The organism is Halomonas colorata, from assembly GCF_014897985.1.
Lineage (GTDB): Bacteria > Pseudomonadota > Gammaproteobacteria > Pseudomonadales > Halomonadaceae > Vreelandella > Vreelandella colorata.
In genome coordinates this window covers 1-24,707 of record NZ_JABUZA010000013.1, presented here as the reverse complement: position 1 = coordinate 24,707, position 24,707 = coordinate 1, and the positions used below count along the sequence as shown (strand labels likewise).

The following is a 24,707-nucleotide window of genomic DNA, read 5'->3' as shown; positions in this document are numbered from 1 at the left end:
GGCAGGATATGTATCATGCACGATGCTCGTGAGTCTGATCAGCTAATCCTCTTTGGTCATTTTTCCCTTTCCCAGGGTGATGATGTGCTGACCCACTTTAGCTATGACAAAGTCAAAGCATTGTTGGTGTATTTGTTGCTTCATCGTCAGCCGGTTAATCGCGCGGTTCTGGCTGAGCTGCTTTGGCCTGATCAGGGGCTTTCGTCTGGACGAACCAACTTACGTCATGCGCTGCACTGCCTGCGCCATTCGTTAGGTAGTAACGCTGAGCAGATACTGAACGTTTCGCGGCAAACTATTGCGTTCCAGCTGCCAGCCTCTTGGCGGGTTGATTTGCATGAGCTGCAACAGTTGCTGGAAGGACCTCGAGATTTAGCGACGCTGGAAGCGCTACTAACCTGCTATCAGGGGGATCTAGTAGAGGAACTTCAGCTGGCCAACTGTAGCGAATTTCAGCGTTGGCTCGTGCAGGTACGCAACGAATGGCGCCAGCGTGTCATTCGGTTTGCGGAGCAGGTGTTGGAGGCTCATGAAGGCGTGCCGGATACCATGCTTGAAGGCTTGGTTAGCCGTTTTTCGGGATATGCGCCGTTTCATGAGCGCTGGGTACGTCAACTTGCTGAGCAGAATCAAATTGCCGCTGCGCATGAACAGTACAACGGCTATTTGCAGCTCTTGGCACTTTCCGGGCAGCAGCCTGAACCCAGTTTTTTACAATTAGCCAGCTATTGGTCAGATGGATCACACGACCCACGCGCCATGAGCCCTCAAGGGGCTTTTTCTCGCGTATTGGCGGCGGACAGCAAACCTCTGCGTGATGATGAAATTGAGCTTCGCCAGCTTTCCGTAATGGCGATTCGTCTACGCCTGCGAGGCGACTGGCAGGAGCGCACGGCAACACGCAACTGCTTGGCATTGCAGCTGGAATTATTGCGCTGGCTTGAACAACAGTGCCATCACCTGGGCGGCTTTTGGCTACCTGGTGCGACCGGAGGGTTAGGGCTTGCCTGTTTTGGTACCCACGGCCCAGCGCATCAGCTTGCCGAGCTTGTAGCACTATACGAACACTGCCAGCAAGCGCTTCCTCAGGAGTCGGCACGCTATTGGGAAGGCGAGGGCGAGCCTCCCACCTTTGAGCTAGCGGCTGGATTAAATAGCGGACAGGTGGTCTATCTGCCCGAGCGCCAGCTAGCCGACCCTCTGGGCCAAGTGACTCAGGTGTCCCTGGAGCTGATGAGCGCCGCCGAAGGCAGTGAGCTGGTGATTTCCCAAGAAGCGAGCCAGCACATGCCGCCAGCACTTGATCTACAGCCTCGCCTGGTATCCCGCCTGGTGGCAAGCGATGGGCGCGTACGCTTACGCGCGCTGGTGCTAGGCCAGAATGAAGGCGGGCGGGATGCGTTACCGCCAAGCTTAGTGGGCCGCGAAACGTCACTGCGCACGCTTCGTGATGCGCTGGCCAGGGCCGGTATTGGTTTGCGTCAGAGTGTATTGGTACGTGGCGCTTCAGGCATGGGTAAATCTGCGTTAATGGTGGGCTTTCGTCAACTGGAGCTGAGCCGAGATGCGTCGATTTGCTGGCAGCCGACGACCCGATTATCGGTACTTGAGCCCTATGGCATGGCGCGTCATTTGGTGGCTTGGTATCTGGATGCGCCCCCTACGCTGGAAACCCTGACTAACCTGCAGGCAGCGCTGGGCCTAACGCAGGCCAATGAAAGTCGTCAACATTTGCTTGAGGAAGCGCTTGGGGTTCGTGATGTTCAGGAAGTGACCCAGCTTGCCCAAAATGGCGAGGCGGTGGAGTTGGTTGTGCAGCTACTTCACGGGTTGATCGATCATCAAACCCAGGAGCGCACGCTGGCATTGATGATTGATGATTTACAGTGGATCGATGAGCCTTCCTTTAAAGTGTTGGCAGGACTGCAGGCACGCCTGCCTATCAATACCGCCTTTATGCTGGTCGCAAGCCATCATGGGCGTGAACCATTGCCGGTCAAGCTGCATTGGGATCAGCAAATCAATCTGGGCAAGCTAGATGCTTTACAGTCATCGCGATTACTGTCCCAGCTGTCGCGACGTTACCGCATCCATTTAAGCCCACGGCTGCGCAATCAGGTTATTGAACGCTGCGATGGCGTTCCGCTTTATATGCAGGAAATTTGCCGACGTCTGGATATGGATCGCCGCGAAGGACGTAGCGTTCACTTCGATGAGCTACCCAAGGGGCTGCTTGGCCTATTGGCCAGCCGCATCGATCAGTTGGAGATAGATCGTGCGATTGCCCATGTGGCCGCAGTACTGGGTCGACGCTTTCGGTTGGATTTCCTGCTCGAATGCAGCGGTTGGGAGCACAGCCGGTTAGCGCAAGCGATTGAGCACATGCGCCAGTTAGAGATTATCGAACCCGTCAATAAGGAAGAAGGCGAGCAGGAGTATCAGTTTAGTCATCAGCTGCTGCAAGAGGCCGCCTATCTTTCCTGCCCACGCGATGTGCGCGTTAAGCTTCACCAGCAGGTCGTCACGCTTATCGAAGAGCGTTTTCCAATGTGGATTAGTCGCCACCCGGGCGATTTTGCAACCCACCTACGCAGAAGCGGGCATTATGCGCGTGGGGCGCGTTATTTTGAGCTGTCTGCACGTGAAGCACTGAAGGTAAGTGCCAACCGTACGGCGCTGCGTATGGCCGATGCCGGGTTAGCTAGCTTACGCCACGTCGAGCATCAAGTAGAGCGTGAGGTCAGTCTGCTCACGGTGCGTGGCCAAGCGGCGTTTGCTTTGGAAGGGCACGGTTCACCCATTGCTCATGAAAGCTTTGTGCGTGCCCGCGAGCTGCTGCGGGAGTCAGGGAGCGATATGCTGGATGACCCCGAAGAACTAGAGCAGGTGTTCCTGGTGAAGTGGGGTTTGTGGGTGGGGCGCAGCCAGCGCTATGCCCACGCGGATGCCTTTGCGCTGGCTTCTACTCTTACCGACATTGCCGAACGCCTAGAAGACCCACGTTATCGACGCCTAGCGGATTATGCGCGGGCGCAGTGTGAGTATTGGGCAGGGCGTATTCAGCAAGCTCACGACCATTTAGATGAGATTGATCCACTTAATGCCCAGATGATGATCGAGTGGCTGCCGTTCTCGGATCATCCCCAGGTCACCGCCGCCTGTTTTCAGGGTTGGACTCTTTGCTTGCGGGGGGATTACCAGCGTGCAGAGCGCCAAGTCTCGGCGGCGCTACGCTTGGCGGAAAAAATTGGTCATCCAGGTACTCTGGCCATGGCGCTGCTCTTCGCGGCCGCCTTATATAGGCAGCTTGGCCATGTGCACCTTGCGGCACGTCATGCCGAGCGCGCCGCGGCCATGACCGGTACGCCCGATTTACAGCTATGGCAAATTTCCGCGCAGGCCGTGATTGGCTGGCAACGTGCCTTGGCAGGTGATCAGAATGGCCTTATCCAGATTCGTGAAAGCCTGGATCAAATGACCGAGCTTAAAGGGCGCGACCGATATCAGCGGCCTTCTCTATGGTATATCGATGCCTGTATTGAGCTTGGGGAGCTGCAGGTCGCTGAAGACTATCTCGACCAGTGCCTGATTATCGCCCGTGATCGAACAACGCTATTTTTACCGGAACTTGCCACGCTACTGGCGAAAGTACGTCATCAGCTTGGTCATCCCGCCAACGAGGTTAAAGCGCTTGCCGAAATGGCAATTAACCAGTCGCGTGAGCATGGTAATCGGCATCAGGAATTAGAGGCATTGGAACTATGGCTGACACATATCGAGCCGAGCGATCTTCAAGCGAAAGAGGCCTTTAGGCATTTATTGAAGGATGTTAGCCACAGCGATGCGCCGGTGCTTGTGCGCTGGGTAAGCCTTCTTGATCGGCGTTTAACCCAGCCCGTGGGAATAGACGAGTAATCTGAGGCCTTAGCGTGTCTCGGCCTCAAGGTAGGCCAATGTGGCGAGCGCTTGATCGCGTTGCTCGCCACATATGCTGATATCAAAATGAAAGTTGCCGCAGACCTTGGGCCTGCTTGGATCATCAAACAGGCGGCATAAATTGTCGTCATCTAACTGAATGCAGCGCATCCCGGCGGGCTTGCCCTGAGGCATACCGGGAATCGCTGAGCTGATGGAAGGCGCGATACAGCATGCGCCACATCCCGCCCGGCAGCCTGCTGGCTGTTTTACAATGATATCGTCATTGCTCATGGAGCCGCTTCCGCAAACGCACCTTTATTAATGCCCTCGAATGCCTGCACACGGGTTGCCTGACCACTATCGTGAGCGATGCTTCGTGCCAGCCAAATAGCGATATTTTCAACCGTGGTGGGCCCTGGAAGGGCCGCGCAGCGGTTTATCGGCAGGCGAATGGAAAAAGCCCCCTGGGCGGCCTGGTAGCGGCAGGTTAAAAACTCATCATCCTGATGTTCAATATCGGCCTGTTCGAGCAGATACCGGTTATCCAGCCAGTTGGCCCAGTGTGTTTCTAACCCCGATTGACGCTTACCCGATTGCCAGATAGCAAGCCGTGAGCGGTGCCCATGGGCAATCCGCTGGCAGTTACCCAAGTGGCGTTTCAGGCCATGGCTATAGCCATAGGCTGCCCCGCTAATCGCCTCATCACTCAACGTCAGCGTGACGCGATCAACGTTGGCTGGGCGCTGCTCGGTTAGCGCGTGGCTTAAATACTTGGCTACCTGTTCAAGCGTAACGCTTTCCCAGGCAAGTAGGCTAAACGCTTCGGCAGGCCCGCGCACTTCCATGGGGTAGGGGGTCGTCGTGCGAATGCAAAGGCCTTCGTCACACTCGGTGACGGTAATGCCCGGCGCTTGGGTAGGAATCAGCAGCGTATGATCAAGCCCACCATCCAGGGTGCGCTTGATCCAGGGCTTTACTTCGCCAAAATCAAACAGCATGCCGTCTTCACCCAGCGCTCCTTCAAGCAGTGCGTCCACCTGCCAGCTACAGCCTACAAGCCCACGCTGAGGGCACCATAAAGACACATCGATATGGGTTAACTGATTTACAAATAAAGCCATTAGTCAAACCCTGCTATTTTGTGCATTTGAAGCGAAAGGCGCCACTGAGGATTGGCCATGCAATACTGTGTAGTACTGGCAATGGTATCGGCTTGCTGTCCCAGCGGGCTTACATCCATGGGTTGCAAAAAGAAATGGTCAAAAGCCAGGTGTTTAAACTGCTCAGGCGGTGCATCCACTTGCGGAAAGACCAGTTTCAATTCACTTCCCCCGCTAACTGCCAGTGCGTTATTGCCCTTTGGGCTCACGCATAGCCAATCAATGCCGGGGGGGGGCGGTAACGTGCCGTTGGTTTCAACGGCGATTTCAAAGCCTTCATCATGGAGCATGTCTATTAATGACGCATCCAGCTGGAGCAGTGGCTCTCCGCCGGTAAACACCACGTACGGTACGGCGTTTGAAGCGTCTCTTGGCCATAGCGCACGGATGTGAGCGGCTAAATCAGCCGCCGTTGTGAACCGCCCACCATTTTGCCCATCGGTGCCGATAAAATCCGTATCGCAGAACGTGCATTTTGCGGTGGCGCGATCAGCCTCACGCCCCGACCACAAATTACACCCGCTGAAGCGGCAAAAGACGCTCGCACGACCCGCTTGCGCTCCTTCACCCTGCAAGGTGTAGAAGGCTTCTTTGACGTGATACATCAGCGGCTTTCCTGGAGAATTTGAGGAGCGTAAGGCAGTGGGTCGACGGCATTGTTCGCCGTAAAGGCGTCCAGGCGTTCACGGCAGCTACCGCACTCACCGCAGGCCAGTTCGCGCCCTTCATAGCAGGTCCAGGTATGTTGATAGTCCAACCCCATGGCGAGGCCTTCACGCAAAATATCGGCTTTGGACGTGCGCAGGTAAGGGGCGTGCAGTGATACAGGCTCGAAGTTGGCAATGCCCGCAACACTGTTCATGGCATCGACAAACTCAGGCCGGCAATCGGGGTATAAAACGTGATCACCGCCATGGGCGCCATAATCTACACGACCTGCACCGATATTGACCGCCTTGGCAATCGCCAAGGACAACAGAATCATATTCCGGTTGGGGACAACGGTGGCACGTAAATTATCATCCGCGTAGTCACCCGTGGGCATAACTTGATCGGGATTGGTCAACGCTGAATTATCAATCAAACCGTGGATAGCTCGAATGTCCACGATTTGGTGGGGGATCGCCAGCTGTGTGCAAACACGTGCGGCGACATCTAGCTCGCGGGCATGGCGCTGTCCATAGTTGAATGACAGAGCATGAACATTCAAGCCTTCGCGGATCGCGCGATGGAGTACCGTGTAGGAATCCATGCCGCCAGAATAAATGACCACTGTGGAGGTCGGTAAAACAGAGGGGGTAGAAGAAGTGCTAGACATACTTGATACTCGTTGTCGGAGAATTTTTCGTGCAGCGCAAGCGCTGAACAAAGTGCCGGGGTCCGGTCCGGAAGGGCGGCAGTTTACGCAATGAGAGCGCATCTGACCAGCTCGAGTCCTGATGGCTGCTATTTTTATTCGATATTTTGGGCGTTTGACGTTGCAAGACAACTACCGCGAAACGTCAGTAGGACCCGGTTTGTGCAGCATGCTAAGCTCATATTTTAAGCGGTTAGAGGCAATCATGGCCACTATAGAACACAGTGAAATTGTTAATGCAGCGCCAGAGCGTGTGTTTGAGTTATTACGCCGAGTGGAAGATTTTGCAGATTATTCCGATTTAATACGCTCCATTGATACGCTGGGTGACAATCACTACCGCTGGCATGTACGTGCAGTGGGAATGGACTGGGCGTTTGAAGTGGCAGTGACCGAGATTCAGGCGCCATATGTACTTGCGTGGGAGTCGCTTAGCGGGGTAAAAAATCAGGGGCGTTATCAGCTACGTGAAGTGCCTGAAGGAACGCAGGTTTCATTAACACTCAGCTATGAAATAGGTAATCGGTTAATGGAAAAAGCCGTTAATAAGGCCGCTAAGCCGTTAGTGGGCAAGGTTAGCCGACAAATTCTGGAGCGCGTTGAGGCGCGACTGAATGCATAAAGCCTTAGGCTTTTACTGGCGCTTGGGCGTAGCGGTTGGGTGTATCGCTCTGGTGGCCTTTTTATGGTTTAGCTATTCACCGGATTTAATGACCGTAAAGCATAGCATGGCGCAATGGATGCACCATCCTGCGGTCATTGCCGGGGTGGTACTTATAATGGCGATCACGTTAGCCACTGGCTTGCCAGCGAGTATCGGTTTGTGGCTAATAGCGCCTTTTTACCCGCCCCTAATCGCTACTTGTCTGTTAACCCTGGGAAGTGTGGCGGGGGCGTTTGGTGGCTATCAATTGGCGGCACACACCAGCGCTGCATGGCAGCCGAAAGGATTGACCCTTAAAATAATGAAAACGCTTCAGGATAGAAGCGATCTACTCACTCAGTGCGCGCTGCGCATCCTGCCTGGCTTTCCTCATGCGATGATCAACTTTGCGGCTGGATTAAGCCGTATTCCGCTAACGGTTTTTCTACTCGCGGCGACCTTGGGCCTATCGGTTAAATGGGCGGTTTATAGCAGTGCTATATATGGGGCGATTGAAGCTATAGAGGAAGGAGACGCACTACAGTTTGACGTGCTGATGCCGCTTCTTGCATTAACGCTTCTGTTATTGGTTGGGGCCTGGTTCAAGCGCCGCTCGAGAGCAGCGCCCAAACGTTAAGTACAAACGTTAAGTGCTATGGTAATAAAAAAAACTTAACCGTCCTGGTGCATTGCTACATCAAGGTGGTCAACCAGCTCCGCCCAATCGGCATCGTCTTCAATCGCTTCGCGTAGGAAGTCGGCTTGACCTTCGTTCCAGCAGGGAGCATCGGCCAGGGCCATATCCTTAGGTAGTGGACGATGACGCTTGATAAATTGCTCAATTGAATCTGGATCTGAGCGCAGGCCCAGCTGTTCAAAAAGATCACTAAAAAAATGCACTGGCTTTTCCATAATTATGCGCTCCTTCAATAGGTTGCTACTGGTTAAGCCTAGCGTAAATTATTGATTTCGCAAGCGCTATTAGCGCTCACCCACTAGCGAGGTGAGAAAACGCTGGCGCTGCACATCGAAGCCAATGGGTTGGGCTAACAGGTGGACCAGCTTGGTAAACGTGGCCTCAGGCGTCATGGCGTCTCCCGATAACACTCCGGCATCCGCCAAACCTTGACCCGCCGCATAAGCGCCCATATGGACGCTGCCCTCTGGGCAAAGGCTGATAGCCGCCAACAGCTTCCCTTCACCGCTGGCTGTGGCCAGGATATTAAGCAACGCCGGGTCGTTGGGTAGATTGCCGGCCCCCCAGAGCTGCAATACTGCCCCTTTAACGCGTGGATCATTTAACCATGCATCCAGTTGCCAGGCCGCCATACCTGGCCACAGAGCGATACGCACCACTTCTCCTTGGCTCAGACCCTGGTAATCGGCTAGTTCAAAACGTGGCGCACCACGCTGCTGTAAAGCCAACCCGCGGCTTGGGTAGTAGACGAAATCGTCGCCCACACGTTCCCCAAGCAGCGGATAGCAGGGAGTAGAAAATGCCGTTAATGCGCTGCTGTGGTGCTTTATCGCTCTTACGCCGCGCATTAGCCGGTTGGCGAAATAGATAGCCACTTCCTGCAGCTCGGCGGTGGCCGCAAAGCGTAAAGCACCATGTATATTATTCAGTCCATCGCTATTAGGCGCTTCCAGCGGCAGCATCGCGCCCGTTAGTACGACGGGGCGGTCAATGCCCTGAAGTTGATAAGCGAGACTAGCCGCGGACCAGCTAAGCGTATCGGTTCCATGGAGGATCACAAAGCCACGATACTCGGTCAGACGTGATGTAATATCATCTGCCAATTGCTGCCAGTTAAGAGGAGTCGCCGTACTGGAGTCAATCAGATTGGCATAGCTAATAACATCATAGGCTGGCAGTAACTGCTGCTGAACGACGGGTAATTGGCTTAATGCTTTTGCCATACGCTGAGCAAAATTACCGCCGGGGGTAAGCCCGTTATCCGCCTGCTGCATACCAATGGTTCCACCCGTATAAATCACCAGCAGGCGCTCTTGGGTGGGGGTCGCTTGGGCTAAGCGGGATAAGGTACTCATACGGGCTTCCTAACGCTTTCAGTGATGTTTTTAAAAAATGCTTTTAAAGACGGTGGACCTGAAGAACACCATTTTGATCATCCAACTGACGTTGGCGTCCCACCAGAAGGGCAAACCCACAACAGATGCCAACGAGCAGAATCAGTAGCCAGGCAATATAGTCAGCGTGGATACCAGACTGAATTAGTAAGCCGACGCCAAAGGGGCCTATGGCGGCAATCATATATCCCCCGCCTTGCACCAGACCGGATAGCTGCCCTGCTAGGCGAGAATTGGCGGTGCGTAATACAAGCAGGCTCAGCGCCATGCTGAAACTACCGCCTTGACCCAGACCTAAAAAAAACGCGCCAGGCCATTTCCATGCCAACGGTGCGATTAGCAACATCCAAAGCCCGAGTGCCGTACTGAGTAATACCAGCAAAAGCGCTGGTCGCTGGTCGTGGCCCAGCCTTGCAAGCCACGGCGCGCCTAAGGCTGAAGCCAGTTGGCACATAATCGAAACGGCCATTGTCCAGCCCGCGCTGGCTTCATCGTAGCCACGGTCTACCAATAGCGTAGGGAGCCAGCCAAATACGATATAGGCCATCGACGATTGAATGCCCATAAACAACATCACATGCCACGTGAGCGGTTTACGCAGTAATCGTAAAAGACCCGTAGTGGGTACTTGAGGCGCATGATGGGTGTGACTGTTAGGCATCTGAAAGTGCCAAAGAGCGAGTGCAAATACGGCAAGCAATGCCCAGCTCATAAGACTTGCTTGCCAGCTTCCCAGCCAATCGGTAAGGGGTACGCTTAGACCTGCCCCCAGTGCCCCGCCCAGGCAGAGAGCCATGGTATAAAGGCCGGTCAGCAGGTCGGCGCTTTCAGGTAGTTCGCGCTTAACAAGCGCAGGCAACAAGGTGCCGCTGATCCCAATGGCGCCACCGGTCATGGCCGAGCCTATAAACAACACACCTGGCAGTGGCAAGCCGCGCAGAATTAAGCCGGCTGCAAGCAATAAAAGCGCTGTGCTAAGCGCACGCTCACTTCCCAGGCGCTGAGCTAAAAGAGGCGCCATTGGCGCTGATAAGCCCAAAAACAGCACGGGCAGGGTAGTAAGAACCCCCGCAGCTGCGGCCGAAAGCCCCGCTGTTTCTTGTAAGCGCGTTAGCAAAGGGGCCACTGAGGAAAGCGCGGGGCGTAAATTCAGCCCCACGACAACCATCAATAAAATAAATGTGAGTGAACGACGGGACATCATGGCTGCTTACTTAAGGTAGGGGCGTAAATCACCGCGAACTGCATCAAGTAGCGTGATGAAGTTGTAGTCCTGTGGTGTTTCCAGGCAATCAACGCGAACGCTGGTGCGCATGCCCTGATTGATATCCAGCTTATCGTAGATTTCAAGCGTCACTTTTTGGGCGGGTTTATCGCCTGGACCAATAGTGCCGTCTTCAAGCGTAAACGTCTCAATCAGTGTGGCGCGTACGCGGGTGCTGTTGTCTTCACTAAGAACGCGTCGAATAAACAGCCAGCCTTCACAGGGTAGCGCTACATTATCATCACGTTCACGTAGGAACAGTGTGCGATAGCAGGCGCCTTCAGCCGAGGCTTTTTCCGCCATGCTGCGGTAAGCCTGGACGACCTGTTTTGAAGAGGCGCGGGCATCTTCCAGGCGTTGCGAAATCCCCTGGTGCTCACGGCTAAGCTGTTCTTGACGTTGAAAACTAAGCCACTGCCGGTAGTCAGCAATAAGTTGAGATGAGGACATGATCGCTCCCTGAAAATGTGTTAGTCAACGCATCGGAATATGCGAGGGCATAACCTTCGCATATTCCTTCCCGCTGGGCTAGCGGCGCGCGCGCCGGCGGCGTTCACCGCTGGGTTTTGCGGCTTCGCCACTCGGTTTACGACGAGCTTGAGGCTGGCGCTGACGACGGCCATTCTCGATGGGCTCGGGTTTGGCGTTCGGGTCGGGCTCAAAGCCGGGTTCGATATGCTTGGTCAGGTTTTGCTTGATTAAGCGCTCGATATTGCCCAGCAGCCCATGCTCATCGACACATACTAATGAAACTGCTGCGCCATTGCTGCCGGCCCGGCCTGTACGACCAATGCGGTGTACGTAGTCTTCGGCGACGTTAGGCAGTTCAAAATTCACTACGTGGGGGAGCTCGCTGATATCAAGCCCGCGCGCGGCGATATCGGTGGCGACCAGTACCTGTAAATCACCGCTTTTGAACGCACCCAGCGCTCGTGTACGCGCGCCCTGGCTTTTATTGCCGTGAATCGCCATGGCCGGAATGTCTTGCTTGGAAAGCTGCTCGGCAAGCCGGTTGGCTCCGTGCTTGGTACGGGTGAAAACCAATACCTGAAACCAGCCATGGCGCTGAATCAGATGGGCCAGCAGTTCGCGCTTTTTATCACGGTCGACGCGGTAAACGGCCTGTTCGATTTTTTCGGCGGTCGTGTTACGCGGAGCAACTTCAATAAGCGCTGGGTTATTTAGCAACTGCTGGGCCAGCGTTTGAATTTCATTGGAGAACGTGGCTGAGAACAGCAGATTCTGACGCTGCTTGGGCACCAGGCGCAGCACGCGTTTAATATCGTGAATAAATCCCATATCCAACATGCGGTCGGCTTCATCAAGCACTAAAATTTCGATAGCCGAAAGATCGACATGGCCCTGCTGCTGAAGGTCCAGCAGGCGACCCGGCGTGGCAATCAATACGTCCAGGCCAGCTTTAATCGCATCGACTTGAGGCTGTTGGCCGACGCCACCAAAAATAGTATGCGAGCGTAAAGCGAGGTGCTTGCCATAGGTGGATACACTTTCCCCTACCTGGGCTGCCAGCTCGCGCGTTGGGGTTAACACCAGCGCTCTAACCTGGCGTTTTTCGGGGCGTTTGCCGCCTGAAAGGCGCTGCAGCATCGGCAGGGTAAAACCTGCCGTTTTACCTGTGCCCGTTTGGGCGCTCGCGAGTAAATCGCGACCTTCTAAAACAACCGGAATGGCCTTTAATTGGATCGGGGTAGGCTGGGTATAGCCTTGCGCCGTAACGGCGCGTAATAAATCTTCATGCAGACCAAGTTCAGAAAAGCTCATGCGTTCTCCGCAGTCGCCTAGCAAGGCAACAGCTGCTTAAAAAGCGTTGTTGCTAGGCGTATTTTTTTCAAAAGGCGAGGATAATAATCATCGCGGCAGCGAAGTTTGCCAGATAATTCGCTACACCGCGATGATCGTTGATTAGCCACGAATGACCATAACGAAATAGTGTGGTCAGTATGGAAGAGACGGGCATTTAACAGTGGGTAGTACTGACAGCGGGCATTGCGATAGGTTGCAACCCATAATATGCCCGCCAGTGTAACATGAAGATTGTACAAGGCGGGCATTCTTGTCGCGTTTGGTTGACGAGACTAGGCTTAGTGAGATCTTGATTAGTTAAAATAGTTGCCTTGACGTATCTGATCGGCAATTTGTTCGGCCACGTCATCCCAGCTGGCGCCTAAGGCGCGCACCAAAGCGGGGTAGCCGTCGTCATCCAGCGCCGTTTGTGCTGCAAAGGTCTTCATGGCAAGCAGCTCGTTGCTGGTACTGCGCAACTGCCATTGACCGGTTGCAATCGCCAAACCGTCGTGACGCCCCTGGAACTGGTCGACTTCCAGGCGCAGGCTAAGCGCTTCGGGCTGGCTGCTATCGTCACGCACCACGCGAATCAGCGGCAGCTCTTGAGATAAGCGCGTGCGCAAACTGCGCGCAAGCTGGCGGCCAATGCTTTCAGCCCACTGGTGTTCGCGCGCTTCGTTAAGCGTAATATCATCCAGCTGCATAATGATGCCATCGACGTCCAGGTAGTGGGCAAGCCGCGGCGAACTCAGCTGTAACGTGCCCTGAGGATTATTCGGCGTATTGGCTAGCTGACTGTTGGGTAGCATATAGCGCGCAGGTGGAGTGACGCTGCTTGCACAGGCGGTAAGCATAAGGCACGCGACCAGCAGCGATAAGCCTTTCAAACTCAGTAGCGATAAGCGGTTTGTAGATAGTAAGCGCATAACGTTGTCCTTCTTAGCGCGGTGCACGCGGTATCGGATCTTGAGCATCCAGGTTATCAAACAGCAGTGCCCGCGGATTATCATTCAGGGTGCGGGTCAGTGGTTGAAGATCACGCATTAACCGGTCCAGTCGCTCAATGGCTGAAGTAAGATCCTGGTACGCTGGCGAAGAGGGCGAAACACCTTGCAGCGTGTTGCGAAGCTCTTCAAGCGTTGCATTGAGATTGCCGCCCACCGCCTGGGTTTCAGGATCATTTAACAGCTGGTTAAGCGATGTGCTGACGTCACGCACTTCATCAAGCATTCGTTCAGAAGCCTGCAGATTACGATCCAGTCCGGCGAGCAAGGGTTCTACTTCAAGCGCGTTTAATTTATCCAGCAAACTGGTGATTTGCGCCTGAATTTGAGCAAATCCTCCCGCCACGGTGGGGAAAACCGTTCGGTTTGAAAACGTTTCAGCGATATATCTCTCTTCTGAATCGCGTTGAAAATTAAGATCGACAAATAGCGCTCCGGTTAATAGGTTGCCGTTTTTAAGCGAGGCGCGAAGCCCTATGCTAAACAAGCGATTAAGGCGGGCTTCCCACTCTTCCAGGTCGACATCTGTGTTTTCGATGCCCAAGCGCTGTGGCTCAATGCGAATCAGCACGGGAATTGCAAAACGGGCACGGGAGTCTGGTTGTGGCGCCGTAAAGTTCCAGGGTACCGCCGCTACGGTACCCATTCGAACGCCGCGAAACTCAACGGGTGCCCCGCGTGAAAGCCCACGAACCGTATCATCAACCAATAAGACGTACTCTAAATAGCGGTTAAAGGTGCCTTCGCGAGCGTCATCTTCATCAGCATAAAGATTAAACTGGGCGCCAGCTTCGACCTTTCTGCCCATAGGTAAATCTTCAGGCACGCCAAACGTCACGCCGCCACCCAGCAGCGCTTCCAGGGATTCGACGTTCACTCGAAAGCCATTGGCATCCAGACGAAAATCTACGCCGCTGGACGACCAGAAGCGCGTGCTGTCGGTAACTAGCTGCGCATAAGGCTCTTCAATAAAAACCTGATGCTGCATGGTGCGTGATTCAGGATCGAAGCTGGCTTCTTCCACCCGGCCAACAGTATAACCTTGGTAAGAAACCGGGTCGCCCACGCGCAGTGAGTTGCCCAACTGGCTAATTAAACTGATATTGAGACCCGCCATACCTGCCGTCGCGACCGGTGGCACATCGCTAACCGGGAATTCGCGGCGCTGCTCTTCGGAGGTTCCAGGTTCAAGCTGAATATAGGCGCCTGAGAGTACAGTACCCAGGCCGCTAATGCCTTCCCTTCCAATGCGCGGTTTAACAACCCAGAAGCGGCTATCCTCGCGCAACAGTTTGTCGGCCTGGGGCTGAATTCGAGCCGTGATAACGGCACTGCTCAAATCTTCAGAGAGCTGAACGTTTTGCACTAGCCCAATTTCAACATTGCGGCTACGAATGAGGGTGTTACCCGCTTCGATACCTTCAGCATTGTTCATGGTCAAGGTGATCAGCGTACCGCGGCTGGTGTAGTTATCATATACCAGCCATAACCCAATAATGATGGCCACGATAGGCACAATCCATATGGGCGAAAGGCGAGTTTGCCGAGAAGACTTGGCCTTGTTCAGGTCGGGCTCTTGCTCATTGTTTATCGGGGTATCATTACCCATTAATGGCTCCCTGAGTGGCGATTATCTGGTGTGGATGCCTTGGTTTCGGGGGCATCCCATATTAAACGGGGGTCAAAAGTCATGGCGGCGAGCATAGTCAAAACCACCACTGAGGAAAATGCCAGTGCGGCAGGGCCGGGGGTAATCGACATGAGTGAGCCAGCGCGAATCAAGGCAACCAGAATAGCGACCACAAATACATCGACCATTGACCAGCGCCCAATGAATTCGGTTATTCGATAAAGCTTGGTGCGGCTAATGGTGTTGGGACGGCCGCTGCGCTGTACCGCAATGCATAGCCATGAAAGTGCAAGCAGCTTACCTACCGGTACGATAACGCTGGCAATAAAAATAACCGCCGCCACTGGCCAGGAGCCCATTTGCATGAGCTGAACCACGCCACCAATAATCGTAGATGAGCCGCTGTGCCCTAGGCTGGTGGTGGTCATAATAGGATAAACATTGGCCGGAATATACATGATGGTGGCAGCGCCGAGCAGCGCCCAGGTACGCTGTAAGCTAAACGGTAATCGATGGTGGAGCTTTTCATGGCATCGGATACAGCGTGACTTGCGTCCGCGGGAAAACGCATTGATAAGCCCACAGGTAGGGCATCCTGTAAGGTCCTGGCGGGATGCGGTCATTCCAGTTTGTGTGCCTTCCGGGGCAAGGGGCTCCCCTTCTAAAGAGAACCACATCCAGTCGGCATCAATTGATTGAGTGGTCATTAATAAAAGTATCGCAAAGACGCAAAATGCCCAGAATGAAATACCTAGCTCTATCTCCGCCATGCCAGCTACTTTGATCAAACTTACCAGCGCCCCAATAATAAATACATCGGCCATCATCCAGGGCGTCAGATGGGCAAGAGAGCGCGCAATATCGCGACTAAATGCTAAAGGCTTGCCATGCAAAAGACCAAACTGTAGCCAGATAACACTGAGCAGGTAAACCGCTGGTAGAACGGCAATGGTCATAATAACAATGATGGCAACCACGGGCTGATGAAAGGCAATAAGGGTGGTTGCGGTCTGCGATAGCTCAATACGGTTCCCAACACCGCTAACGTTGAAACTCACAAACGGAAACGATACTGCCACTATTAATGCAATAAGTGCCGCAATAGCTAATGCCATACTACGCTGAGCTGAGTAGCGGTGACGTTTGACCAATACATGCGAGCATCGCGGGCAGCTGGCCTTTTCTCCAGACCCTAAGGGGGGTAATGCCGAAATCCAGTCACACTCATGGCATGCTCGTAAGCGCCTGCGCTGAACACGGGTTTCAGGCGGTAAGCGATCTACCAGAGGCGTATTGACCGGAAGTGAAGGGCGTTTCATCAAACGATAGTGGGGCAAATGCGACACTCTCAATGCGAATTCAAAGTAAAACTAACAGAGTCTAGGCCATTTAGCTTACAAATCCGGCTTAGACAAATAATAGCTTATATCGTACTTGACCGGAGCATCGGGTTAGTCAAGGATGCAGCCGCGATAGTGCCTAATATTTGTTCAATAAGGAAATGAAATGTTGCTTCCTGTTCTAGCGGTATTGGTAGGATTGGTGTTATTGATCTGGAGTGCTGAGAAGTTTGTTGACGGCGCTGCCGCTACCTCACGCTGGCTCGGCCTCTCCCCCTTGCTGATCGGTATGCTGGTGATTGGGTTTGGTACCTCAGCGCCAGAAATGATGGTGTCTGTATTAGCTGCCTTACAAGGTAATCCAGGGTTGGCGGTAGGCAATGCCTATGGTTCCAATATTGCCAATATTGGCCTGGTATTGGGGTTTGTGGCGCTCATCGCTCCCTTGGCCGTGCACTCAAGCGTTATCCGTAAAGAGATGCCGTTTCTCATACTGGTCACGCTTATTACCGGTCTCATGCTATGGGACGGTTGGGTTGCACGTTGGGAGGCGGCTGTCTTGCTAGTGACCCTGGCCGTGTTTATTGGTTTTAGTATCATCCGCTCGAAAAAACAGCAAGACGACTCACTTGTCGATGATGTGTCTGAATCGCTCGATAGTAAGTCCATGTCACGTGGCAAAGCTATTATGTGGACATTGGTTGGCTTGGTATTTTTGATTGTTAGCTCGCGCATGTTGGTATGGGGAGCGGTCGAAATTGCTCAACGTTTTGGAGTGAGCGACCTGATTATCGGTTTAACCGTCGTGGCGGTAGGCACATCGTTGCCGGAACTTGCCTCATCAATTAGTGCGCTGCGCCGTAAAGAGCACGACATGGTGCTGGGCAATGTCGTGGGTTCTAACTTGTTTAATAGTTTGGCGGTGGTCGGATTGGCGGGGGTTATTGCCCCGATCGATGCAGGCCGCGAAGTGCTGGTGCGTGATTGGAGCATCATGACTTGTATGACACTGCTGATGATCCTGTTCGCATTTTCCTGGCGTGGACGCCCTCGCCGAATTAATCGTTTGGAGGGCGGCGTGCTATTTACTCTTTTTATAGCTTATACCGGCTATATGGTGAGTATTGTAGTTTTATCTTAATAATTTATCGGCGTTATTTGATGTGCGTCAATGAGACACGTTTTGAAGAAAATTGGTCGGTGTATAGTAAGAGGTAAGTCAGTAAGATGACAATATAAGTAAAGAATAGGCTTAGGTGCTTATAACTAAAATGCACAGCCCGCGAGGCACAACTAAGCTTGTATTAACCATGAATGGGATATCAATTCAGGCCTAGGAGCGTGTAATGGAACTCGATCCCTTAATGTTGTCGCGAATCCAATTCGCATTTGTTGTCTGCTTTCACACTATATTCCCTGTGTTCACGATTGGATTGGCGTCTTATATTGCGCTATTACAAGGACTTTTTTTCAAAACGCAAAACCCGGCCTGGGACCGGCTGGCGCTGTTTTGGACAAAAGTGTTTGCCGTTGTGTTTGGTATGGGTGTTGTGTCAGGAATTGTGATGTCGTTCCAGTTTGGTACGAACTGGAGCAACTTCTCTCTGGCGGCGTCCAATTTCATTGGCCCATTGCTCAGCTACGAAGTGGTGACCGCTTTCTTCCTTGAAGCAGCTTTCTTGGGCATATTGCTTTTTGGCCGTGGAAAAGTGCCTCAGGGCATCCATTTGCTGGCTGCGACCATGGTAGCTGTGGGAACGTTTATTTCTGCTTTCTGGATATTATCGGCTAACAGCTGGATGCATACGCCAGCAGGCGTTGAGCTTATCGATAACCGCTTCCACGTAACCTCGTGGAGCGAAGCAATTTTTAATCCCTCTTTCCCTTATCGCTTTGCGCATATGGCAATGGCTTCCTTTATTACCGGTGGTTTTGTCGTTGCCGGCGTGAGCGCATGGTTCTTGCTGCGTGGTCGTGATCCAGAGGCCAATCGGCGTGCGCTTTCAATGTGTTTATGGCTACTGCTGTTTTTGACGCCTCTTCAGGCAGTAGTAGGCGATTATCATGGCCTAAATACGCTTGAACATCAGCCTACTAAGGTGGCAGCAATGGAAGGTCACTGGGAAACGGCGACTAACGTGCCCTTACTGTTGTTTGCGCTGCCGGATCAGGAGGCTCAGGAAAACCGCTTGGCTATTGGCATTCCCAATCTGGCAAGCCTCATTTTGACGCACTCATTTGATGGTGAAATTCCAGGCATTAGCGAGGTACCGCCTGAGGAGCAGCCGCCTGTCATGCTCGTTTTCTGGTCTTTCCGGGTAATGGTGGGTATTGGCCTGTTAATGATTGCAACCGCATTTGTTGGCCTTCTCCTGCGCCGTAAAGGTCGTATCTATGAGAGTCCAGTATTTCTTAAGACACTGGTGGGCATGATTTCTCTACCTTTTATCGCCGTTCTTGCAGGCTGGGTAGTTACCGAATCGGGCCGTGCACCTTGGCTAGTATACGGAGTGATGACGCATGCAGAAGGGGTTACTCCTTCGCTGACCGGTTGGATGGCCTTGGCTACGTTAATTGGTTATGTGTTGGTGTATGCCGTCGTCTTTTACGCCGGTATCTATTATATAACCCGCGTGGTGCGTAATGGCATGCTGCCCGAGCATGCACAGGCATCGGCTGACCGAGATGCCGACCGCCCCAAACGCCCGTTATCTGCGGCCCATACTCCCTTTGATGACGACGTTGACCCGGTGAGGAGCTAAATCATGGAAATGTTTGATCTATCGATTATTTGGGCTGGGATTATTGGGTTTGGCGTCATCATGTACGTATTGATGGATGGTTTTGACCTGGGGTTAGGCATTCTATTCCCGTTCGCCCCGGATGAAGACTCTCGTGACGTAATGATGAACTCCATCGCGCCGGTATGGGATGGAAACGAAACCTGGCTGGTGCTGGGGGGGGCTGGCCTACTAGCGGCGTTTCCCTTGGTCTATTCGATCTTTCTGCCAGCGCTTTATCTGGGTGTGTTTCTTATGCTGGCCGGTTTGATTTTTCGCGGTATCGCGTTTGAGTTTCGCTTTAAGTCACGCCGTAACCGGCACTGGTGGAATCGTGCCTTTAGCTGGGGTTCCGCAATTGCGGCCTTTGCTCAAGGGGTCGTTGTGGGGGCTTATATTCAGGGATTCCAAACCGAGAATTTTGTTTATACTGGCGGCGCGTTTGATTGGTTGACGCCTTTTACTGTGGTAACCGGCTTGGGTCTGATGGCAGGTTACGCGCTGTTAGGTTCTACATGGCTTATTCTGAAATCTGAAGGGCATGTGCAGGAATGGGCGTATAAAATTACTCCCATTTTGCTGGCCATGGTGCTGGTCGTATTTGCCATCATCAGTATCTGGACGCCTTTTGTAAATCAGGTAGTTTGGGAGCGCTGGTTTGGTAATCTTCGTTTAATCTGGATCTTTCCGGCAATGGCGCTGTTATTTGCCTTTCTGGTATTTAGGTCGGTCAAGCAGCGACGTGAAAGCTATCCCTTTCTTGCTACCATCGGCATCTATGTGTCCACTTATCTTGGTTTGATTGTAAGTCAATGGCCGATGATTGTACCGCCTAATTACACGCTGTGGGATGCAGCGTCGGCGCCTGAGTCACAGCTATTTCTTCTGATCGGCGTACTCTTTGTTATCCCGATTATCCTGGTATATACCGCATGGACATACTGGGTATTCCGCGGCAAGGTGCGTGTGGGTGAAGGATATCACTAAGCCAGGGGCATCCAGATGACAGAGCAGTCGTTGACCGCTCGCTCCTGGTTGAAAGCGTTAGCAGCATTAGAGCGGCGAAGATTACATCTCGCCGCTTTTCTTGGCGTTTTAGCAGGCGTGCAGACGGTTATCATCGTAGTCGGTCTTGCGTGGCTGGTGGAGCAGCTTACTGTTCATCAGCAATCTCCTTATCAACTTGTTAACGTGCTGGTTTTGCTGGCGCTTTGTGTGCTGGGGCGGGGTATATGTCAGTGGGCACAGGAAACGATTAGCCTAGAGGCTAGTTTGCGCATTCGCCAGCATGCGCGACGCCAAGTGCTAGATAAATGTTGGGCGCTTGGGCCAGTATGGCTGGCTTACCAACAAAGCGGGGCTTTGGCGACTCAGGCCGTGGAGAATATCGAAGCTCTGGATGGCTATTTCGCACGTTTTTATACCCAGCTACGTATTACCGCCTTGCTGCCACTACTGATTTTCTTGGTCGTGATCAGGCTTGATTATTTGGTGGCTGTGTTTTTGTTAATTTCCGCGCCGATCATTCCTCTATTCATGGCGCTGGTGGGTATGGGGGCTGAACGGGTTAATCGCGATCAGTTTGCGGCTGTGGCACGTCTTTCTGCCCACTTTCTTGATCGCGTGCGGGGAATGAGTACGCTTCAGCTATTCGGAAGAACGGCGAGTGCGCATAAAGATGTATGGTGGGCAACTGATGACTACCGTCGGTTAAGTATGCGGACTCTCCGGCTGGCTTTTTTATCTTCTGCCGTGCTTGAGTTCTTTGCATCGGTGGCTATTGCGGTGATCGCGATGTACGTGGGTTTTGGCTTGCTTGGGTATATCGATTACGGGCCGGCAACGTCACTAACACTCTTTTCTGGATTAGCTGTATTGCTGCTTGCTCCAGAATTTTTTCAGCCCTTAAGGACGCTTTCCCAGCACTATCATGACCGGGCAACGGCGCTGGGTGCGGCGGAAAGTCTGATTACAGTGCTTAATGAAACGAGCGTGCAGCGAAGCTCTCTGAATGAGCCTGATGCGGTCGATGACATTGCCGTATTGAAAAATGTGAGTGTGGAGTACGCGAATCGTGGTCGGGTGTTAGGGCCGATTGATCTAACGGTGAAAAAAGGTAGCATTATTGCCATTAGCGGTCCGTCGGGAAGCGGTAAATCAACGCTTCTGGCTCTGTTGGCCGGTTTTCTAATGCCATCTCAAGGCTCTCTGGAGCTAGCGCAACCCCGTTATGCCTGGCTCGACCAGCAGCCAAGTCTGTTACATGGCAGTTTGGCTGATAACTTGCACTTAGCTAACCCACATGCAGGTGCACCGGCCATGCTGGAGGCGCTTCATCAGGCAGGCTTGAAGGCTCTGTTAGAAAAGCTGCCCCATGGCTTGGACTCAATGATAGGTGAGCGTGGACTAGGCTTGTCGGGTGGCCAGGCGCAGCGCCTTGCCTTGGCACGTATTTACTTGAGTGACGCCTCTTTGATCTTGCTCGACGAACCAACGGCAAGCCTGGATACAGAAACCGAAGAGGTGGTTATTCAGGCGTTGCTTACGTGGGCGGCCCAAGGACGCACAATGGTCATGGCGACTCATCACCCGGCTGCTATTAAGGCAGCTCAGCGGCATCTTGAAATGCGTAATGGCCACCTGGAGGAGATAAGTTATGAAACATAACGCGTCATCTTCTGTGGCCATGCTATCCCAAGCGCGACGTGCGCTGTTGCCTTGGGTGGCGCTAATGGTGAAGCGCCGACAAAAGTTTATGCTGGGCGCTTTGCTCATTTGGTTAACCCTTGCTGCTGGTCTTGCACTATTAGGGCTTTCCGGCTGGTTTATTACTGCTTGTGCGTTAACCGGTATCGCCTTTTTGTTGGGGATGCCCGCTAGATTGGATGTGTATGTGCCGGGTGGGGGTATCCGGTTTTTTGCGCTGTTACGTACGGTTGCCCGCTATATTGAGCGTCTTTACAACCACAATACAGTGCTGCGCCTGTTGGCCGATCTGCGTTATCGGGTTTTTGGGCAGTTAATGCAGTTAGATGAGGCTGCCTTACGGCGCCAGCGTGTGAGTGATTGGTTGGGCCGCTTAACCGCCGATATCGATGCGTTGGATAATTTATATCTGCGGCTGTTGATGCCACCGCTGGTTAGTCTGCTGGTCATTGCTGGCGTAAGTCTCTTTATTGCCATTTGGCTGCCCGGCGTTGCGCTTTGGGTAGGGGGTGTACTGCTTCTCCTTTGGTTGGGCCTTACTTATGGAGTGGCGCGCTTAAGCTTTGCGCATAGCCATCGCCAGGTGGCTGATCAAGAAGGGCTTCGCCGGTTAGTGGTTGATCAGTTGCAGGCCTCTGCGGAGCTGATAGCTTATCGCACGGCCACTTGGCACCGAAATCAAGTGCAGGCACATGAAATGGCGGCGTTAGATAATCAGCGTCGCCTTGGGCGCAGCGTTGCCTTGGGTAACAGTATTATTGGCGTCATTACCGGGCTTTTGTTGCTATGGATGGTATGGGTAGGCGGTATGATGGTGGCAAGTGATGTCATCGCCGGGCCTATTCTTGTGATGCTGCTGCTGGTGCTTCTGGGTATTAATGAGGTTTTCACTCCGCTTCCTGGCGCTTTTGCGCGCTTGGGTGGCAGCGTCGCCGCGGCAGAGCGGTTAAATGCACTAGGGTCTGAAGGGGTATTGGATAAGGATCAGTCCTTACCCGCCCGCGGCCTTGACTTGTCGTTGGATCATGTAACCTATCGCTATTCTGGCAGTATAGAGCCAGCGCTTGTTAACGTGTCATTTCAGCTTATGCCAGGCGAGCAGGCGCTTATTACGGGGCGTTCCGGTGCAGGTAAAAGTACCTTGGCGGCGCTTTTAACCGGCCGCCTTGTAGCGTCTAGCGGCGATGTTAGCGTAGGTGACTGCTTGCCTGTTAGGGTGCCTGAATGTCAGCGATCCCAGCGTGTTGCATTGCTGACGCAGCAGGTGGATCTTTTTGATGCTTCGCTGGAAGATAATCTGCGTCTAGGCAATTCTGATGCCAGCGACGCCGAGCTGTGGGATGTGCTTGAGGCGATGGCGCTGGATGAGTGGGTTCAATCACTTCCCAGGCAGCTGCAAACGCCGGTAGGTGAGCGGGGCCAGCAGCTTTCGGGTGGCCAAGCCCGACGCGTTGCACTCGCTCGGCTATTATTAATGGATCCCTCGGTGGTTATTCTGGATGAGCCCTTTGCCGCGATCGATCATGACACTGCTGAAAAGGTGGCCAATGCGCTTTCTAAGTGGTTAGCAGGGCGCACCGTTATCTTTTTTGTTCACCACGGCTTGATTGGCGGACTAGCACATCAGATAAGTCACCACTGGCACCTAAGTGCTGGAGAGCTCAGTCAAAGAAAGTAATGCGCTTACTCTAAGAGCGCTAAGGAAAAGTCATGCAGGATTTTTTACGCCGTCTTCCTAAAATCGAGCTTCATTTACATATTGAGGGCTCTCTTGAGCCAGAGCTTATGTTTGCGCTGGCGGAGCGTAATAGCATCACGTTGCCGTATGCCTCCGTTGGTGAAGCCAAGGCCGCGTATCAGTTCAAGGATCTGCAAGGGTTTTTAAATCTGTATTACCAGGGCATGAATGTTCTTTGTCACGAACAGGATTTTTTTGATCTGGCCATGGATTATTTCAAGCGGGCCAGCAGTGAAGGCGTTGTTCACATTGATATGCATTTTGACCCTCAGGCTCACTTACAGCGTGGCATTGCACTTGATGTTGTCATGGCCGGATTGTTACGTGCCAAAGAAGAAGCCGAGCAAACGCTAGACCTAAGTGTTGGTTTGATCATGGCATTTTTACGCGACAGACCTGCCGATGAGGCGCTTCAGGTGCTTGAGCAGGCGGCACCCTATTGGAAGCTACTGGATGCCATTGGTCTGGATAGCGCTGAGCGTGATCATCCGCCCTCTAAATTTGTCGCCGTTTTCAACCGTGCTAAAGAGATAGGCTTGGCTCGGGTGGCTCATGCCGGAGAGGAAGGGCCTGCAGCGTATATTCTCGAAGCGTTGGATATGCTGGATGTCTGTCGTATTGATCATGGCATCCGCTGCCTGGAAAGTGATGAGGTCGTGGATCGCCTCTATGAGCAGCAAACGGTACTCACGGTATGTCCACTTTCCAATACTAGTCTTAAGGTGGTTGATGAATTAATCGACCATCCGTTGCCAGCACTTTTAGATAAAGGACTAAACGTCACCATCAGTTCGGATGACCCTGCCTACTTCGGTGGTGGGCTGTTGGCTAATCATATAGCTTGCGCTGAAGCATTTGGCTGGGATGAAGACGCTTTTGTCGAATTGAATCGCAATGCCATCACCGAAGCCTTTACGTCTGAATCCAGACGCCAGGAGTTGCTCGCGCGCTTGGCTGCCGTGAAGCCTGAATAGCTATAGGCAGCCGGAAGAAAGACGTTTCTTCTATAGATGCACTATCGTCTTAAAAGAAATGCAAAAAGTGGTTGACCCTTCGGAGAAATTGGGTAGAATACGCCCCACATCGAACGGGCAGCGTCCTTCGGTAGCTCTTTAATAATTTGATCAGGTAATTCATGTGGGCGTTTGCCGATGAGGGTGACAAGTCACCAAATATCAAGGCAGGCGAACACAGTAATATTCTTCGGAATATTGCAGTACTATTCGTTTGAACCTTGAGCCAAGTTTGATTCGCTTTTGTTATCTTCGGG

The 24,707-nt window shown here is 52.9% G+C and carries 21 protein-coding genes; 9 read left to right on the top strand and 12 right to left on the bottom strand.

Annotation, left to right across the window (positions count from 1 at the left end; translation table 11 throughout):
• The first annotated feature begins 15 nt into the window (after positions 1 to 15).
• Positions 16 to 3,915 (top strand): AAA family ATPase, encoded by a 3,900-nt coding sequence (locus INT33_RS08785; protein ID WP_193091667.1) that lies wholly within the window; start codon positions 16 to 18, stop codon positions 3,913 to 3,915.
• A gap of 9 nt (positions 3,916 to 3,924) precedes the next feature.
• On the opposite strand, the gene INT33_RS08780 is transcribed toward INT33_RS08785, so the two are convergent.
• From INT33_RS08780 to queC, 4 genes are read right to left on the bottom strand one after another with little or no spacing between them, the layout of a single operon-like run.
• A complete protein-coding gene (locus INT33_RS08780) occupies positions 3,925 to 4,209 on the bottom strand; it encodes a YkgJ family cysteine cluster protein (RefSeq protein ID WP_193091666.1) in 285 nt (94 codons plus the stop codon).
• Complete coding sequence (locus tag INT33_RS08775) at positions 4,206 to 5,039, bottom strand: 6-pyruvoyl trahydropterin synthase family protein (RefSeq protein WP_193091665.1); 834 nt, start codon at positions 5,037 to 5,039, stop codon at positions 4,206 to 4,208. The genes INT33_RS08780 and INT33_RS08775 overlap by 4 nt, the downstream gene beginning before the upstream one ends.
• Entirely contained in the window at positions 5,039 to 5,683 is a 645-nt protein-coding gene (queE, locus tag INT33_RS08770; protein ID WP_193091664.1) for a 7-carboxy-7-deazaguanine synthase, read from the bottom strand. The genes INT33_RS08775 and queE overlap by 1 nt, the downstream gene beginning before the upstream one ends.
• A complete protein-coding gene (queC, locus tag INT33_RS08765) occupies positions 5,683 to 6,396 on the bottom strand; it encodes a 7-cyano-7-deazaguanine synthase QueC (RefSeq protein ID WP_192538251.1) in 714 nt (237 codons plus the stop codon). The genes queE and queC overlap by 1 nt, the downstream gene beginning before the upstream one ends.
• Positions 6,397 to 6,640: 244 nt before the next feature.
• On the opposite strand from queC, the gene INT33_RS08760 reads away from it, so the two are divergent.
• Both INT33_RS08760 and INT33_RS08755 read left to right on the top strand, forming a co-directional pair.
• Positions 6,641 to 7,057, top strand: coding sequence for an SRPBCC family protein (locus tag INT33_RS08760; protein WP_192538250.1), 417 nt, complete (start codon positions 6,641 to 6,643; stop codon positions 7,055 to 7,057).
• A complete protein-coding gene (locus INT33_RS08755) occupies positions 7,050 to 7,715 on the top strand; it encodes a VTT domain-containing protein (RefSeq protein ID WP_193091663.1) in 666 nt (221 codons plus the stop codon). Before INT33_RS08760 ends, INT33_RS08755 begins: the two co-directional genes overlap by 8 nt.
• Before the next feature lie 35 nt (positions 7,716 to 7,750).
• Here the strand turns inward: INT33_RS08755 and INT33_RS08750 are convergent, their stop codons facing one another.
• The 8 genes from INT33_RS08750 to INT33_RS08715 form a co-directional block, all read right to left on the bottom strand.
• Positions 7,751 to 7,990 (bottom strand): DUF2789 domain-containing protein, encoded by a 240-nt coding sequence (locus INT33_RS08750; protein ID WP_193091662.1) that lies wholly within the window; start codon positions 7,988 to 7,990, stop codon positions 7,751 to 7,753.
• A gap of 69 nt (positions 7,991 to 8,059) precedes the next feature.
• Complete coding sequence (locus tag INT33_RS08745; protein WP_193091661.1) at positions 8,060 to 9,130, bottom strand: asparaginase; 1,071 nt, start codon at positions 9,128 to 9,130, stop codon at positions 8,060 to 8,062.
• Between the two features lie 43 nt (positions 9,131 to 9,173).
• Positions 9,174 to 10,373 carry an MFS transporter gene (locus INT33_RS08740; protein WP_193091660.1) on the bottom strand — a complete coding sequence of 400 codons (1,200 nt, stop codon included), beginning with the start codon at positions 10,371 to 10,373 and terminating at the stop codon, positions 9,174 to 9,176.
• Positions 10,374 to 10,379: 6 nt separating this feature from the next.
• Entirely contained in the window at positions 10,380 to 10,883 is a 504-nt protein-coding gene (locus INT33_RS08735) for a hypothetical protein (RefSeq protein ID WP_192538246.1), read from the bottom strand.
• Positions 10,884 to 10,961: 78 nt separating this feature from the next.
• A complete protein-coding gene (locus INT33_RS08730; RefSeq protein WP_192538245.1) occupies positions 10,962 to 12,215 on the bottom strand; it encodes a DEAD/DEAH box helicase in 1,254 nt (417 codons plus the stop codon).
• 335 nt (positions 12,216 to 12,550) lie between these two features.
• Entirely contained in the window at positions 12,551 to 13,165 is a 615-nt protein-coding gene (locus INT33_RS08725; protein ID WP_192538244.1) for a PqiC family protein, read from the bottom strand.
• 13 nt (positions 13,166 to 13,178) lie between these two features.
• Positions 13,179 to 14,852 (bottom strand): intermembrane transport protein PqiB, encoded by a 1,674-nt coding sequence (gene pqiB, locus INT33_RS08720; protein WP_193091659.1) that lies wholly within the window; start codon positions 14,850 to 14,852, stop codon positions 13,179 to 13,181.
• Positions 14,852 to 16,192, bottom strand: a complete 1,341-nt coding sequence (locus INT33_RS08715) for a paraquat-inducible protein A (RefSeq protein ID WP_193091698.1) — start codon at positions 16,190 to 16,192, stop codon at positions 14,852 to 14,854. Before INT33_RS08715 ends, pqiB begins: the two co-directional genes overlap by 1 nt.
• A gap of 187 nt (positions 16,193 to 16,379) precedes the next feature.
• Between INT33_RS08715 and INT33_RS08710 the strand changes: the two genes are divergently transcribed.
• The 6 genes from INT33_RS08710 to INT33_RS08685 all read left to right on the top strand — a co-directional run bounded on the left by INT33_RS08710 (position 16,380) and on the right by INT33_RS08685 (position 24,411).
• On the top strand, positions 16,380 to 17,354 hold the full coding sequence (locus INT33_RS08710) for a calcium/sodium antiporter (protein ID WP_192538242.1): 975 nt from the start codon (positions 16,380 to 16,382) through the stop codon (positions 17,352 to 17,354).
• 205 nt (positions 17,355 to 17,559) lie between these two features.
• Positions 17,560 to 18,975 (top strand): cytochrome ubiquinol oxidase subunit I, encoded by a 1,416-nt coding sequence (locus INT33_RS08705; protein ID WP_192538241.1) that lies wholly within the window; start codon positions 17,560 to 17,562, stop codon positions 18,973 to 18,975.
• A gap of 3 nt (positions 18,976 to 18,978) precedes the next feature.
• Positions 18,979 to 19,980: a cytochrome d ubiquinol oxidase subunit II gene (gene cydB / locus INT33_RS08700; protein ID WP_192538240.1), complete on the top strand. Its 1,002-nt coding sequence runs from the start codon at positions 18,979 to 18,981 to the stop codon at positions 19,978 to 19,980.
• A gap of 15 nt (positions 19,981 to 19,995) precedes the next feature.
• The gene (gene cydD / locus INT33_RS08695; RefSeq protein WP_193091658.1) at positions 19,996 to 21,660 is read left to right on the top strand and encodes a thiol reductant ABC exporter subunit CydD; all 1,665 of its coding nucleotides are present in this window, start codon (positions 19,996 to 19,998) and stop codon (positions 21,658 to 21,660) included.
• Positions 21,650 to 23,377 (top strand): thiol reductant ABC exporter subunit CydC, encoded by a 1,728-nt coding sequence (cydC, locus tag INT33_RS08690; RefSeq protein WP_193091657.1) that lies wholly within the window; start codon positions 21,650 to 21,652, stop codon positions 23,375 to 23,377. The genes cydD and cydC overlap by 11 nt, the downstream gene beginning before the upstream one ends.
• Before the next feature lie 32 nt (positions 23,378 to 23,409).
• Positions 23,410 to 24,411: an adenosine deaminase gene (locus INT33_RS08685; RefSeq protein ID WP_192538237.1), complete on the top strand. Its 1,002-nt coding sequence runs from the start codon at positions 23,410 to 23,412 to the stop codon at positions 24,409 to 24,411.
• The last annotated feature ends 296 nt before the right edge of the window (positions 24,412 to 24,707 follow it).